14 protein-coding genes are annotated in these 12,514 nt (G+C 68.4%); 10 read left to right on the top strand and 4 right to left on the bottom strand.

Features of this window, described 5'->3' with window-relative positions:
- The first annotated feature begins 1 nt into the window (after position 1).
- Both G6N56_RS04830 and G6N56_RS04825 read left to right on the top strand, forming a co-directional pair.
- Entirely contained in the window at positions 2-1,072 is a 1,071-nt protein-coding gene (locus G6N56_RS04830; RefSeq protein ID WP_085257351.1) for an ABC transporter ATP-binding protein, read from the top strand.
- The gene (locus tag G6N56_RS04825; protein WP_085257350.1) at positions 1,069-2,070 is read left to right on the top strand and encodes a patatin-like phospholipase family protein; all 1,002 of its coding nucleotides are present in this window, start codon (positions 1,069-1,071) and stop codon (positions 2,068-2,070) included. The genes G6N56_RS04830 and G6N56_RS04825 overlap by 4 nt, the downstream gene beginning before the upstream one ends.
- Here the strand turns inward: G6N56_RS04825 and G6N56_RS04820 are convergent.
- The gene (locus G6N56_RS04820) at positions 2,067-2,354 is read right to left on the bottom strand and encodes a DUF3349 domain-containing protein (protein ID WP_085257349.1); all 288 of its coding nucleotides are present in this window, start codon (positions 2,352-2,354) and stop codon (positions 2,067-2,069) included. The genes G6N56_RS04825 and G6N56_RS04820 overlap by 4 nt on opposite strands.
- A 217-nt stretch (positions 2,355-2,571) precedes the next feature.
- On the opposite strand from G6N56_RS04820, the gene G6N56_RS04815 reads away from it, so the two are divergent.
- The 8 genes from G6N56_RS04815 (at position 2,572) to G6N56_RS04780 (ending at position 8,812) form a co-directional block, all read left to right on the top strand.
- Positions 2,572-3,408: a DUF3097 domain-containing protein gene (locus G6N56_RS04815; RefSeq protein WP_085257348.1), complete on the top strand. Its 837-nt coding sequence runs from the start codon at positions 2,572-2,574 to the stop codon at positions 3,406-3,408.
- 349 nt (positions 3,409-3,757) lie between these two features.
- The gene (locus tag G6N56_RS04810) at positions 3,758-4,282 is read left to right on the top strand and encodes an OsmC family protein (protein WP_085257347.1); all 525 of its coding nucleotides are present in this window, start codon (positions 3,758-3,760) and stop codon (positions 4,280-4,282) included.
- 20 nt (positions 4,283-4,302) lie between these two features.
- Positions 4,303-4,788, top strand: a complete 486-nt coding sequence (gene cynS, locus G6N56_RS04805; RefSeq protein ID WP_085257346.1) for a cyanase — start codon at positions 4,303-4,305, stop codon at positions 4,786-4,788.
- Positions 4,785-5,855, top strand: coding sequence for an acyl-CoA dehydrogenase family protein (locus G6N56_RS04800; RefSeq protein ID WP_085257345.1), 1,071 nt, complete (start codon positions 4,785-4,787; stop codon positions 5,853-5,855). The genes cynS and G6N56_RS04800 overlap by 4 nt, the downstream gene beginning before the upstream one ends.
- A 10-nt stretch (positions 5,856-5,865) precedes the next feature.
- Positions 5,866-6,495, top strand: coding sequence for an RNA polymerase sigma factor (locus G6N56_RS04795; protein ID WP_085257344.1), 630 nt, complete (start codon positions 5,866-5,868; stop codon positions 6,493-6,495).
- Positions 6,492-6,761, top strand: a complete 270-nt coding sequence (locus G6N56_RS04790; protein WP_085257343.1) for an anti-sigma factor — start codon at positions 6,492-6,494, stop codon at positions 6,759-6,761. Before G6N56_RS04795 ends, G6N56_RS04790 begins: the two co-directional genes overlap by 4 nt.
- Positions 6,758-7,669, top strand: coding sequence for a formate/nitrite transporter family protein (locus G6N56_RS04785; RefSeq protein ID WP_085257342.1), 912 nt, complete (start codon positions 6,758-6,760; stop codon positions 7,667-7,669). Before G6N56_RS04790 ends, G6N56_RS04785 begins: the two co-directional genes overlap by 4 nt.
- A gap of 252 nt (positions 7,670-7,921) precedes the next feature.
- Positions 7,922-8,812: a universal stress protein gene (locus G6N56_RS04780; RefSeq protein ID WP_085257341.1), complete on the top strand. Its 891-nt coding sequence runs from the start codon at positions 7,922-7,924 to the stop codon at positions 8,810-8,812.
- 82 nt (positions 8,813-8,894) lie between these two features.
- On the opposite strand, the gene mhpA is transcribed toward G6N56_RS04780, so the two are convergent.
- The 3 genes from mhpA to G6N56_RS04765 are packed head-to-tail and all read right to left on the bottom strand — an operon-like array spanning position 8,895 to position 12,492.
- Positions 8,895-10,424 carry a bifunctional 3-(3-hydroxy-phenyl)propionate/3-hydroxycinnamic acid hydroxylase MhpA gene (mhpA, locus tag G6N56_RS04775; protein WP_085257340.1) on the bottom strand — a complete coding sequence of 510 codons (1,530 nt, stop codon included), beginning with the start codon at positions 10,422-10,424 and terminating at the stop codon, positions 8,895-8,897.
- Positions 10,421-11,365, bottom strand: a complete 945-nt coding sequence (locus G6N56_RS04770) for a fumarylacetoacetate hydrolase family protein (protein WP_085257339.1) — start codon at positions 11,363-11,365, stop codon at positions 10,421-10,423. The genes mhpA and G6N56_RS04770 overlap by 4 nt, the downstream gene beginning before the upstream one ends.
- Positions 11,362-12,492 (bottom strand): VOC family protein, encoded by a 1,131-nt coding sequence (locus tag G6N56_RS04765; RefSeq protein ID WP_085257338.1) that lies wholly within the window; start codon positions 12,490-12,492, stop codon positions 11,362-11,364. The genes G6N56_RS04770 and G6N56_RS04765 overlap by 4 nt, the downstream gene beginning before the upstream one ends.
- Positions 12,493-12,514: the final 22 nt, after the last annotated feature.

Here is a 12,514-nt window from a genome sequence, read left to right as displayed (position 1 = left end):
CATGGCTTCGGTGAGTTTCGAGCGGGCGACACGACGCTACCCTGGGACCGATCGACCCGCCCTCGAAGGTCTCGACCTTTTCGTCGGGGACGGCGAATTCGTCGTGCTCGTGGGGCCGTCCGGCTGCGGCAAGACGACATCGCTGCGGATGGTCGCCGGGCTGGAGACGCTGGACTCCGGACGGATCCGGATCGGCGACCGCGATGTCACCGACATCGACCCCAAGGATCGCGACGTCGCCATGGTCTTCCAGAATTACGCCCTTTACCCCCACATGACGGTCGCCCAAAACATGGGCTTCGCGCTGAAGATCGCCAAGATCCCGAAGGGGGAGATCCGCGAGCGGGTGCTCGACGCGGCGAAACTGCTTGACCTGCAACCCTACCTGGAGCGCAAGCCGAAAGACCTCTCCGGTGGGCAACGCCAACGGGTGGCGATGGGGCGGGCGATCGTGCGGCGGCCGCAGGTGTTCCTGATGGACGAGCCGCTGTCCAACCTGGACGCCAAACTGCGGGTGCAGACCCGAAACCAGATCGCCGCGCTGCAGCGGCGGCTGGAAACCACCACGGTCTACGTCACCCACGATCAGGTCGAGGCGATGACGATGGGGGACCGCGTGGCCGTGCTGTGCGACGGTGTGCTGCAGCAGTTCGCGCCACCCCGGGAGTTGTACCGAAATCCGGGCAACGTGTTCGTCGCGGGCTTCATCGGGTCACCGGCGATGAACCTGTTCACCCTGCCCATCGTGGATTCCTCGGTCTCGCTGGGAGACTGGGTCATTCCGCTACCGCGCGGCATCGCCGATTCTGCGCCCGAGGTCGTCGTCGGGGTCCGCCCCGAGCATTTCGAACTCGGCAGCCGCGGTGTCGAGATGGAGGTCGACGTGGTGGAAGAACTCGGGGCCGACGCCTACCTGTACGGCCGAATCACCGGTTCCGGCAAGGTGATCGATCAGCCCGTCGTCGCGCGCGCCGACGGCCGCCACCCGCCGGAGAAGGGTACCCGGGTGCGCCTGCACCCGGAACCCGGACACCTGCACTTCTTCGGCCCCGACGGGTGCCGGGTCTCATGACGGCCCACGTGTCGGCCGGACGGGTCGACCTGGTCTGTGAGGGCGGCGGCGTCCGGGGGATCGGACTGGTCGGCGCCGTCGACGCGCTCGCCGAGGCCGGCTGCCGGTTCCCCCGGGTGGCCGGCACCAGCGCTGGCGCGACCGTCGCGGCACTGGTGGCGGCGCTGCAGGCCGCCGGTGAGCCGATGACGCGGCTGGGCGAGGTGATGCGCTCGATCGACTACCGGAAGTTCTTGGACCGCAGCCTGATTGGCCGGGTACCGCTGATCGGCGGGGGTCTCTCGCTGCTGGTGTCCGACGGGGTGTATCGCGGTGACTATCTCGAACGGCTGCTGGCGGGCCTGCTCGCCGAGCTCGGCGTGCGCACCTTTGGCGACCTGCGCACCGGCGAGGAGCCCGACCAGTTCGCCTGGTCGCTCGTCGTGACGGCCAGCGACCTGTCACGGCGACGGCTGGTTCGCATCCCATGGGACCTGCCTTCCTACGGCGTCGACCCGGACGACTTCCCGGTGGCGCGGGCGGTACACGCGTCGGCGGCGATTCCGTATGTCTTCGAGCCGGTTCGGGTTGGTGGCGCGACGTGGGTCGACGGCGGGTTGCTGTCCGACTTTCCGGTGGAGCTCTTCGACCGGCCCGATGCGCAGCCCCGGTGGCCGACGTTCGGGATCCGGTTGTCGGCGCGCCCCGGCATCCCGCCGACGCACCCGGTTCACGGCCCCGTCTCATTGGGGATCGCCGCCATCGAGACATTGCTGAGCAATCAGGACAACGCCTACATCGACGACCCGTGCACGGTGCGCCGCACCATCTTTGTGCCCGCCGAGGAGGTCAGCCCGATCGACTTCGACATCACCGCGCAGCAGCGCGATGCGCTGTACCAACGCGGATTGCAAGCGGGTCAAGAGTTTTTGGCAACGTGGGATTACCCGGCGTTTCTGGCGGCCTGCGGCGGCCCGGTCAAGCCTTCGGGGGATGCTTCGAAAGAGCGTGTGCCCTAAGCGGTCGGGGCTTTGCGGCAATCCAGCCGGCGCTGGATCCGCGCGATGTCCTCGGGAGACGGCATCGCGTCCGTGATGCGGGTGATCGCCACGCCGACGTCCGTGGCGCTGACCGGCCAGGGCCGGTGGCCCGCGAGTTCGTCTGTCAGCGAGGCGATCTCATCGGTGGACACCCGCCGACGAGACAGGGCCGCCGCCGGCACATGACCGGTCATCGGCATGCCGCTGGGGTAGCCGGCCCGCACAAAGGCGACAATGCTGGAAACCCATTGGGTAAGGTCCATCTTCCACCTCGCTAACCGCCACACTGCGGATCGACGGCGTTGGCACCGCAGATCACAAGGTAGCAGCGCTAAGGTCACCGATCGGTTAACGCCACGCGGTTGCTGGCAAATTCTTACAATCCTTGTGCCGCAAACCGGAAAGCCGTCGGGTCACGGTTGGCCGGTCACTGGCGTGCCGTAACCACGTTTGGCCGCAACGCGTTCCTAGTATTGCCGGGTGGCCGATCGCTATGGAACCGATGTCCTCGCCGCGGGTCGGCGCAAGCCCCGCTCCACCGAGCACCCGGTGGAGTTGGGGATGGTCGTCGAGGACGCCCAGACGGGCTACGTCGGTGCGGTGGTCCGCGTCGAATACGGCCGCATCGATCTCGAAGATCGCCATGGCCGGACCCGCGGCTTCCCCCTGGGCCCCGGATACCTGCTCGACGGGCGTCCCGTCATCCTCACCGCACCGCGACGCCCGGCACCCGCCGACGCGGGCCGGACGGCGTCGGGATCGGTCGCGGTGCCCGGGACGCGGGCCCGCGTCGCCCGCGCCAGCCGCATCTATGTCGAGGGGCGCCACGACGCCGAACTGATCGCCCAGGTCTGGGGAGAAGACCTGCGCATCGAAGGCGTGGTCGTCGAGCACCTCGGCGGCGTCGACGACCTGGTCGGCATCGTGGAAGAGTTTGCGCCCGGGCCGGGACGCCGGCTCGGCGTGCTGGTCGACCATCTGGTCGCGGGTTCGAAGGAGGCGCGGATCGCCGATGCGGTGCGGCGCGGCCCGGGTGGGGCCCACACGCTGGTCGTGGGCCATCCCTATGTCGACATCTGGCAGGCCGTCAAGGCGCAGCGAGTCGGCCTGACCGTGTGGCCCGACGTGCCGCGCCACATCGAGTGGAAACACGGCGCCTGCCGGGCGCTCGGCCTGCCGCACGGCGGCCAGGCCGACATCGCCAGGGCCTGGCGGCACATCCGCGCGCGCGTGCGCGACTGGAACGACCTGGAGCCGGCGTTGATCAGCCGCGTGGAGGAGCTCATCGACTTCGTGACGGAGCCGACCGCCCCGTAGGCGCCGGCGGCCACCGCGCCGCCGGGCGCACGCCAGAAAAGATCGGTGGGATTTTATTGCCCTTCGGCGTGGCGCCCGCGCCCCTCGACCTGCCCCGCCGCCGGCCCGACGCCCGGTGCCAGCTATCGCCGCGGCACCGACGCGCCCATGAAAAGACCTCGACGTCGGGCACAGTCGGCGCAAGTGAGCAACGCCTCACCCATCCGCGCGGGCACGCGGAACCGCGATGTTTCAGGCACGTCATGTTTCGTGTCGTCCCGGTAAATCCGTGCGGCCCGCCGTCACGCACCGATGGCCGCCGAGCACTAACTCCGTGACAGATCCAATCAGCGAGAAACGGAGGAAGTTCATGACCGACGCGCTCGTCATCGACGCACAAGGGCTCGACCGGCTGTCGTGTAACGCCAAGGAGAATCCGGCCACCGGCCGCAAGACGCTGAAGGCGACGACGGTGTGTGAGGCGGGATTCCGAAACATGACCTACGTGCGCGACCTGGCGCCGATGCTGGTGGGCGAGCCGCCCGCGTTGCTGGGCGACGACTCGGCCCCCAACCCCTCGGAGACCGCGCTGGCGGCGCTGGGCTCATGCGTGTCGGTGGGCCTGCTGGCCAACGCCACGCACCGCGGCGTGACGCTGACCAAGATCGAGGTCGAAATGGAAGGCGACATCGACATTTCCGCGGTCTGGGGGGTCGGCGACACACCGGAGGGCAAGCGGCTGGGCTTCAGCGCGGTCCGCTGCCGGGTGACGCTGGCGGGGGACGCTGATGAGGCGACGCTGAAGGAGATCCACGACAACGCGATCGCCTGGTCGCCCGTGGTGAATACGTTCCGCAATCCGGTGAGCGTCGACTCGACCCTGATCACCGACTGACGATCCGACGGGAGCCCACTGTGACAACGACTTTGACCAGGGCCGACCTCGCCGAGGTGATCAAGGTGGCCCGCGTTCGGCACGGTTTGAGCTGGGCGAAGATCGCCGAATCGATTGGCAAGGACCCGGTGTGGACGGTCGCGGCGCTGCTCGGCCAGCATCCGCTGTCGGTCGACGACGCGTCGACCGTCGCTGCGCTGCTCGGCCTTGACGACGAGGCGGTGACGGTACTGCAGATGGTGCCGTATCGCGGATCGGATGCCACGATGGCAGATGATCCGACGATCTACCGGTTCCACGAGGCGCTGGCGGTCTACGGGCCGGCGATCAAAGAACTCATCCACGAAGAGTTCGGTGACGGGATCATGAGCGCGATCAACTTTCAGATGAGCGTCGAACGGCGCCCGGATCCGGGGGGCGACAGGGTGGTCGTCACGTTCGACGGCAAGTTCCTCGACTACGCATGGAAACATTCCGCCCAGCAGGCTCAGGAGGCACGGAAATGACGGCGACCATGGACCCCAGGGCGAGCCAGCTGGATGTCGGACTCGTGGAGGACATCCGGGCCCATGCCGGGCAGCTGGACCGCGGCGAGGGCCATTCCCGACGCAGCTTCGCGGCGCTGGGCGCGGCCGGAGTGCTCGGGATCGGGGCGCCGGGCAACGCGGACGGCAGGCTCCCCGAGATGGCCGATGTGATTCGCACGATTTCCGGGGAATGCATGAGCACCGGGTTCTCGCTGTGGGCCAACCGCATGGCGGTGGAATACCTGCTTACGGCGGCAACGCCTTTCTCCTTGGCCGCGGTTGAGCCGTTGCTAGCGGGCGCCACCCTGGGGGTCACTGGCATGGCTTCGGCGTTCAAGGAAGCGGCGGGCTGCGGCACCCTGGAGCTGACGGCCACACCAGTCGCCGGGGGCTACGAGGTATCGGGCCCGATCCGGTGGGCCAGCAACCTGTACCCCGATTCGACCATGGTGACCGCGGTGCGGGTCGGCGGCGGCGGCGAGAGGCTGATCGTGGCCCTGCCGTTGGACACGCCCGGCGTGGTCGTGGGCGATCACTTCGATCTACTGGCGATGGGTAGTACCGCGTCGTCGTACCTGAATCTGAAGGATGCGTTCGTCCCGGCGGATCAGGTGCTGTCGCGTGACTTCGACGGGTTCCTGCAGTCGGTTCGCCCGACGTTCCTCGTGTTGCAGTCAGCCATGTGCCTGGGGTTGACGCGTACCGCGGTGGAGCAGGCGCGCCTTGGGCTCGGGGGGGTCAACTCCGTGTTCGCGGCTGACGTCGACCGTGTCGCCGAGAGGCTCACCCGCGCCGAAGCAACGTTGGGCCGCCTGGCCGCGGCCGTCGGCGGGGTGCAGGCGCCGACCAAGAAGGACCTGCTGTCGTTGCGCCTGGCCGCCGCCGAGCTTTCCAGCGCGAGCGCGGATCTCGAGATCCGGACCGCCGGCGGAAAGGGCTATGCGAGCAGGACGGCGGCGAGCCGCCGGTATCGGGAGGCGGCGTTCATCCCTGTGCAGTCGCCGTCCGAGGGCCAATTGCGCTGGGAGTTGGCCGGATGCGCCTGAGTTCGGGTCGATGGTGACTCCGGTGGCGGTGCCACCGGAGGGCACCGAGTCCGAACGCCTGGTCGGCGGGGTTCCGCTGGCCAACCTGGTGCGCGACTTCCACCGGCCGATGGTGAATTTCGCCCGCACCATGGTGAGTTCACCGACCGTCGCCGAAGAGGCCGTGCAAGAGGCGTGGGTGCAGGTTTTGCAGTCGGCGGACTCGTTCGAGGGGCGCTCCTCGGTCAGCACCTGGTTGTTCAGCATCGTCAGGAACACGGCCTCGCGCCACCGGCGCCGCGAATCCCGCATCCGCGACCACGAACTGCTGGCCGACGCGGATGCGGAGTCGGGCGACCCGCTCTCGGGCCGCATGCACCCCGCCGGTCACCCCGATGCCGGTCACTGGAGTGTCCCGCCGTCCCAGCGCTTCCTGCCCGAGGACCGAACCGTCGAAAGCGAACTCGTCGGGTACGTCCGTGCCGCACTCGACGCGCTGCCGGAGCGCCAACGGCAGCTTGTCATCCTGCGCGACCTCGTCGGCACCTCGGCCGACGAGGCGGCGCGGATCCTCGGGCTCTCCGCCGAGGGGCAGCGAGCCCTGCTCTACCGCGCCCGGGGAAATCTTCGAAACGAATTGGAAAAGCGGTATCGACGATGACCGTCTACGACAACACAGTCCCCGCCATCGACTGCGTCGACTTCGTCCGGCTCGTCGACGATCTCGTCGATTCGGATCCGCGCCAGTGGGGGGCGGTGGTGGCCAAACACCTCGACGAATGTCCACCGTGTCTGGTCTACCTGCAACAGATGCTCGACCTCAAAGTCCTCCTCAACCACGTCTTCGAGGGGGAGAAGCTCAGCGACGAGCACATCTCCCAGGTCCTCAGCGCCATCAACACCTTTAGGAGAGGCGAACACGCATGACGATCAACGCGGAAGCGCCGCAACTGGATAGCGTGTCCGTGCCGGACACGGTCGCCCCGTCCCCGTCGGCCGGCCCCCCCGACCGCTCGGCCGAGGACCCGTTCGAACCGCTGAGCGTGGGGGCCATGGTCGACCGCGTGGCGGCCATGGCGGTGGAAAAAGCCTCGCACCCATGGGCGTTCCTCATGCGATCCCTCGTCGGTGGCGCGATGGTGGCCTTCGGCGCGCTGCTCGCGCTGATGGTGAGCACGGGAGTCAAGACGCCGGGCGTGGCCAGCCTGCTGATGGGCCTGGCGTTCGGCATGTCGTTCGTGCTGATCCTCGTGTCGGGCATGTCGCTGATCACCGCCGACATGGCCGCCGGGTTCCTCGCCGTGCTCAAACGCACGATGACGGTGCGGGTCTACGCCTTCCTCGTCGGGGTCGGGCTCGTCGGCAACATCGTTGGGGCGCTTGTCTTCGTCGCAGTCTGTGGTGCCGCGGGAGGTCCCTATCTCGGCGCGTTCGCGGAACGGGCAGCGGCGGTCGGCTCCCAGAAGGCCGGCCAGCCGGTCGGGACGGCCCTGCTGCTCGCGGTGATCTGCACGTGGTTCCTGCAGACGGCGATGTGCATGTTCTTCAAGGCCCGCAGCGACGTGGCCCGGATGGCCTTTGCGTTCTACGGTCCGTTCGCCTTCGTGATCGGCGGCACCCAGCACGTGATTGCCAATGTCGGGTTTCTCGGACTTCCGTTGTTGCTCAACCTCTTTCATCACGCCGCACCGCGCGGAGGGATCACCTGGGGTTGGGGCGAGCACGGCCTGCTGACCAACATCGGGATCACCACGATCGGTAACCTGATCGGCGGCACGCTCTTCGTGGCGTTACCGTTCTGGGTCATCGCGCGACTGCAGCAACGGCAGATCTAGCCGGCGCACTCTCGGCGAAAATCCAGAGCCTGTTTAGCGTCAGGCGGCTCCGGCGTCGTGTCGTTTGTCGCGCGTTCCGCGCGATACTTCGTCCCCCGCCCGCCGCCTCCGGTGTCCTCCCAGTGAATGCGCCGTAACGGGATCCCAAACCGGTTCGGGCAGAAGTCCTGTGACCCGAGATCTTGAGGACTAAAGCCTCACGACCGACGGCCCGCCCTCGCATAGCGTCGCTTGCGATGGAGGGAGAAGGAAATGCCGATACCGGTTAAACAACGTGGCGTCGTCGTCGCCGTCGACGGCTCGCCAGCATCCGATGCCGCCACCCAGTGGGCGGCGCACGAGGCGGCAATGAGGAACGTCCCGCTCACCGTGGTTCACGCGGTGGCGACCCCCACCTCGACCTGGCCGCCGGTCGCCTACCCGGAAGCCCTGGCGGTGCGGCTGGAGGACGAGGGCAAGAAGGCCATCATGCACGCCATGAAGCTCGCCGAGGAGGCGATGCCGCCTGGCCACAAGGCCACTATCAGCAGGGAGATGGTGTACGCGACGCCCACGCTGGCCCTGGTGGAGATGTCCGACCACGCGGAGATGATCGTCATGGGCACCGCCGGGCGGGGGATACTCGCGCGCGGCGTGCTCGGTTCGGTCAGCTCCGGGGTGGTGCGGCACGCGAACTGCCCGGTCGCCGTCATCCACGACGAGAAGCTGCCCGACGCGCACGCGCCGGTTCTCGTCGGCATCGACGGCTCGCCGACTTCGGAAGCCGCGACGGCGATAGCGTTCGACGAGGCATCCCGTCGCGGCGTCGACCTGATCACCTTGCACGCGTGGAGCGATGTGACGACGATCGAACTGCCGGCTCTGGACTGGGCGACGGTGGAGGAGGAAGCGCAGCGCAGCCTCGCCGAAAGTATGGCGGGCTGGCTGGAACAGTATCCCGACGTGACGGTGCATCGGGTGGTCGTTCGCGACCGGCCGGCGCAGAACCTCATCGAGGCCTCGGAGTCCGCACAGCTCCTCGTCGTGGGCAGCCACGGCCGGGGCGGTCTGACCGGCGTGCTGCTGGGCTCGGTGAGCAACGCGGTCCTACACGGTGTCCGGATTCCGGTGCTCGTCGCCCGGGCGCACTCCGCTTCCGGCTAGTACTTCGCGTCCCAACCACGAGATAGCCGTGCGGGTCGTGCTTCGTTAACGATGACGACCACGCGGCGATCTCGGCGCCAAGTCAAGCGGTGGGGTGCACAACGGTGCAGGCCCACGCGCACAGCACGGCGGCATCACGTCCCGCCCGCGCGACCGTCCGGTCCGGCCGGACGAGCGCGGCGGTGGCGTGCCCCCGCCGCAGCCACGCCCAAAGCGCACTTTCCGGCTCGGCGATCAGCACGACGATGCCGCGCCGGTGCAGCGTGGCCTCGGTCGGGGCGTCCACCGGGGCTGCGCTGATCAGGCCGAAACTCGCCCCGAGCATTTCGTCGAGCCGCCGGCCGTTGGCCAGGAGCGGGTTTGGGCACAGCGTCCCCGCGAGTCGCCGTAGCCCGTGGGAGCGGCACACCAGCGCCGACGAACGTAGGGCAGGTGTGGTCGAATCGACGACCTTCGATCGGACACCGGGGATCAGCCGCAGCCCGGGCAGCACAACGCGGCGAGCCGCATCGCCCGCCCGACCGCCGCCGGTCATCGCGCGCCCGACGCCCAGCGCGAGCCGGATCATGTGCCGGGCGTGTGGCTTTCGTTCCCGCTCGTAGCTGTCCAGAACGTCGGCGGTCAAGGTGCCGTGCCGGACCCCGGCGATCTTCCACGCGAGATTCGCGGCGTCGCGCACCCCCGCCCCCAAGCCCTGGCCGATGAACGGGGGAGTGAGGTGCGCCGCGTCACCGAGGATGAAGACGTTCCCCACCCGCCACCGGTCGGCGATCTGGGCGCGGAAGGTGTATTCGGTGACGCGCAGCAGGGTCAGTTCGTCGTTGCCGAGCTCCCCGGTCCACGGTTCGATCAGGGGGCGCAGGGCATCGAGCGTGCCGAAGTCGTCGGCGCTTTCACCGGCCAGCAATCGGAACTCCCACCTGTAGCGGCCCGCCCCGATGCGCATGTACGTCCCCGCGCGGACCGGGTCACACACCTGATGCACGCCGTCCCACTGGTGCAGCTCGGCGTCTGCTGCCACATCGGCGACCAGCCAGCGCTGATGAAATCCCAAGTCCCGCATGGTCGAACCGATCCGGTCGCGAACCAGGCTCTTGGCGCCGTCACAGCCCAGCACGTAGTCGGCGTCGATTAGATGCGTACTGTGGTCGGTGCGGTCGACGAAGGTGACGCGGCTGCGGTGCGCGCCGACTCGGACCTCGCCGACCTCGGCGTTGCCGCGCAGCACGGCATCTGGGTAGCGCTTGAGGTTGGCGCGCAGCAGGGTTTCCAATTCCGGCTGGTCGAACATGTTGGCCTGAGGGAAGCCGTTCGCTCCCCGCGACGGATCGCGGTGGAACTCCCCGAGCACCGTAAAATCCTTGTCCAGCAAGCGCAATCCCAGCGTGGGCCGTGAAATCGCGGCGAACTCGTCGGCGATACCGAGGCGGGCGAGGATGCGGTAGATCTCGTCGTCGAGGTGGACGGCGCGCGGCTGCGGATACACGCCGGGCCAGCGGTCGAGCAGCGTGCATTCCACGCCATGTTGTGCCAACAGTGTCGCCGCCACGACGCCGGTGGGCCCGGCGCCGACGATCGCGACGGGGACGTGCGGGATGGGGTCCTCGGTCACGCGAATCGGACTGCGGTGCGCTGTGTTCCGAGGTCGACGGCGCCGTCGTCGGTGGCCACCGTGGCTTCCACCACGTCGCCGTCCTGCAGGTAATCGGGGTTACCGGCCTGGCGCGTGAAGAACATCTTCCACTTGAGCGCCGGCGGCAACAGGTTTCCGATGAGCTGGACCGGCTTCGGCGGGGCGCTCAGGGCGGTGCCGGCAGGGGTCCCGGTGAGGATGAGGTCACCGGGCGCGAGCTCCTGGAATTGGGTGAGTGATTGCAGCGCCTGCAGCGGTCGGTACAGCATGTCCCCGTCGACCAGTGCGTTCTGCCGTTCGCGGCCGTTGACGCTCAGGCGTAGCCGCAGGTCGCCGTACCGCTTGAGCTCGTCGGCGCTCAGCAGGACCAGCTCGGGCCCGACCGGGGTGAACGTCGGGTAGGACTTGGCCTCGTAGAACTGTGTCTGCGGAAGCTGGATATCGCGCGCGGACACGTCGTTGCTGACGACGAGCCCGGCAACGAAGTCGGCCAGGTTCGTGTCGGAGATCGTGGTGCCGACCGGAACACCGCGTCCGATGACGAGACCGATCTCCACCTCGTAGTCGAGCAGCTTGACGTGGGCGGGCTTGACGATGTCGTCGAAGGGGCCGGTGATCGATGCCGACGCCTTGCGGAAGAAGGTGAGCGGCACCGTTGCCGGGTCCATGCCTGCGTCTTTGACGTGCGACGCGAAGTTCGTCATCTGGGCGATGACCCGGCACGGCCGCGTCACGGGTGAGACCAGCGCGAGGCTGTCCACGGCGACGGGCTGCGCGCGGGCCCCGTCCATCGCGGCTTCGATCGCGGCCCGGTCGGCCAGCAGCGCGCCGGTGGTGGCGGCGGCGGTGTCGATCTTCGTGGCGCCGCCGGTGGTCTTGACCCACCAGGCGTCGGCGGTTCGTAGCACGGTAATGGTCATGAGGCAGGCACTTTCAGTAGGCCGACGAGGCGGTTGATGTCGAATTCGTTGTGTGCACGCAGCGCGCCGGCGATCGAGACCAACTCGCGGCGAGCCGATTTCAGGTCGGTTCCCAGGAAGTCCCGGGTCGCCGGCGGCCCCCACTGGGCCAGACCGGACGCGGTGAAGGGCGCCCAACCCGGTTCGACGGTGTTGTCGAACAGGTCGCCGTCGGCGAAGTGCTCGACCAGGAAGCCGTCGGGATCGCGCCAGTAGTCGAAGATCTGGCTGCCCTGGATGTGCCTGCCGATACCCCAGGATCTGAGATAGCCGCGATCCCTGAGGTATTCACCACCGGCCGCCAGCGCGTCGAGATCGCTGACCTGATACGCCGAGTGGACGTAGCGGTTGGCCGGCCCGAGCGCCATCGCGAGCGTGTGGTGATCGGCCGGCATCGACCCTCGATCGCAGCGGATGAAGCTCATGGTGGGTCCCCGCCGCCGCTGGCCGGGAAAGAACAGGAAGTCGCTGACGATCATCCCGAGGTTGTCCAGGTACCAGTTCAGCGTCTCCCGGTATTTGGTGGACTGCACCACCAGATGACCCAGGCGCTGGACGCTCGCGGGCACCCGCGGGGGACGCTGGCCGGAGTTGATACGCGCCACGTCATCGCCGAAATTGAAGTGGTGGGCGCGCTGGCTGGGCAGTTCCGGGAGTTCGTGGGTGCCGGCGACCACCCGCACCGGCATTCCGCTCGGATCCATCAGTCCGACCGACTGCCCGCCGATGTTCTCGGGCAGCGGGCGTGCCGGGGCGTTCCATCTCTCGGCCAGCCGTCGCACGTCGGCGGTGTCGCCCGCGCGATACGCCACGCCGGTGAATCGGGTGCGGGGTCCGCGCCGCAGGATCACGCAGGGGCCCGCGGCGCGCGTGCCGCGCAGCTGCAGCTCGTCGGGACCGCGCCGGGCGGTGTGGAAGCCGAACGCCTGGGCGAAGGCTTCGGCGCGCTCCAGATCCGGCTTCTCGAACTGCAGCCACGCGATGTCGACCACCTTGATCACCGGATTCCGCGACCGCCCGGGATGTTCCCCGCGCAGCGCACCCCGTTCGCTGTGCAGCCCTTCATGGGCATTCTTCGTCAGACTCAAGATCAGCTCCCCTAGTAACTGA

Source organism: Mycobacterium saskatchewanense, from assembly GCF_010729105.1.
Lineage (GTDB): Bacteria > Actinomycetota > Actinomycetes > Mycobacteriales > Mycobacteriaceae > Mycobacterium > Mycobacterium saskatchewanense.
This window is presented reverse-complemented; position numbering and strand designations above follow the sequence as displayed.

Excerpts from the sequence above, each read along its gene's own strand:
- G6N56_RS04810 (WP_085257347.1), top strand. The coding sequence starts at position 3,758 with ATGACCGACGCGCTCGTCATCGACGCACAAGGGCTCGACCGGCTGTCG.
- G6N56_RS04790 (WP_085257343.1), top strand. The coding sequence starts at position 6,492 with ATGACCGTCTACGACAACACAGTCCCCGCCATCGACTGCGTCGACTTC.
- G6N56_RS04785 (WP_085257342.1), top strand. The coding sequence starts at position 6,758 with ATGACGATCAACGCGGAAGCGCCGCAACTGGATAGCGTGTCCGTGCCG.
- G6N56_RS04830 (WP_085257351.1), top strand. The coding sequence starts at position 2 with ATGGCTTCGGTGAGTTTCGAGCGGGCGACACGACGCTACCCTGGGACC.
- G6N56_RS04800 (WP_085257345.1), top strand. The coding sequence starts at position 4,785 with ATGACGGCGACCATGGACCCCAGGGCGAGCCAGCTGGATGTCGGACTC.
- G6N56_RS04770 (WP_085257339.1), bottom strand. The coding sequence starts at position 11,365 with ATGACCATTACCGTGCTACGAACCGCCGACGCCTGGTGGGTCAAGACC.
- G6N56_RS04820 (WP_085257349.1), bottom strand. The coding sequence starts at position 2,354 with ATGGACCTTACCCAATGGGTTTCCAGCATTGTCGCCTTTGTGCGGGCC.
- G6N56_RS04825 (WP_085257350.1), top strand. The coding sequence starts at position 1,069 with ATGACGGCCCACGTGTCGGCCGGACGGGTCGACCTGGTCTGTGAGGGC.
- G6N56_RS04795 (WP_085257344.1), top strand. The coding sequence starts at position 5,866 with ATGGTGACTCCGGTGGCGGTGCCACCGGAGGGCACCGAGTCCGAACGC.
- G6N56_RS04780 (WP_085257341.1), top strand. The coding sequence starts at position 7,922 with ATGCCGATACCGGTTAAACAACGTGGCGTCGTCGTCGCCGTCGACGGC.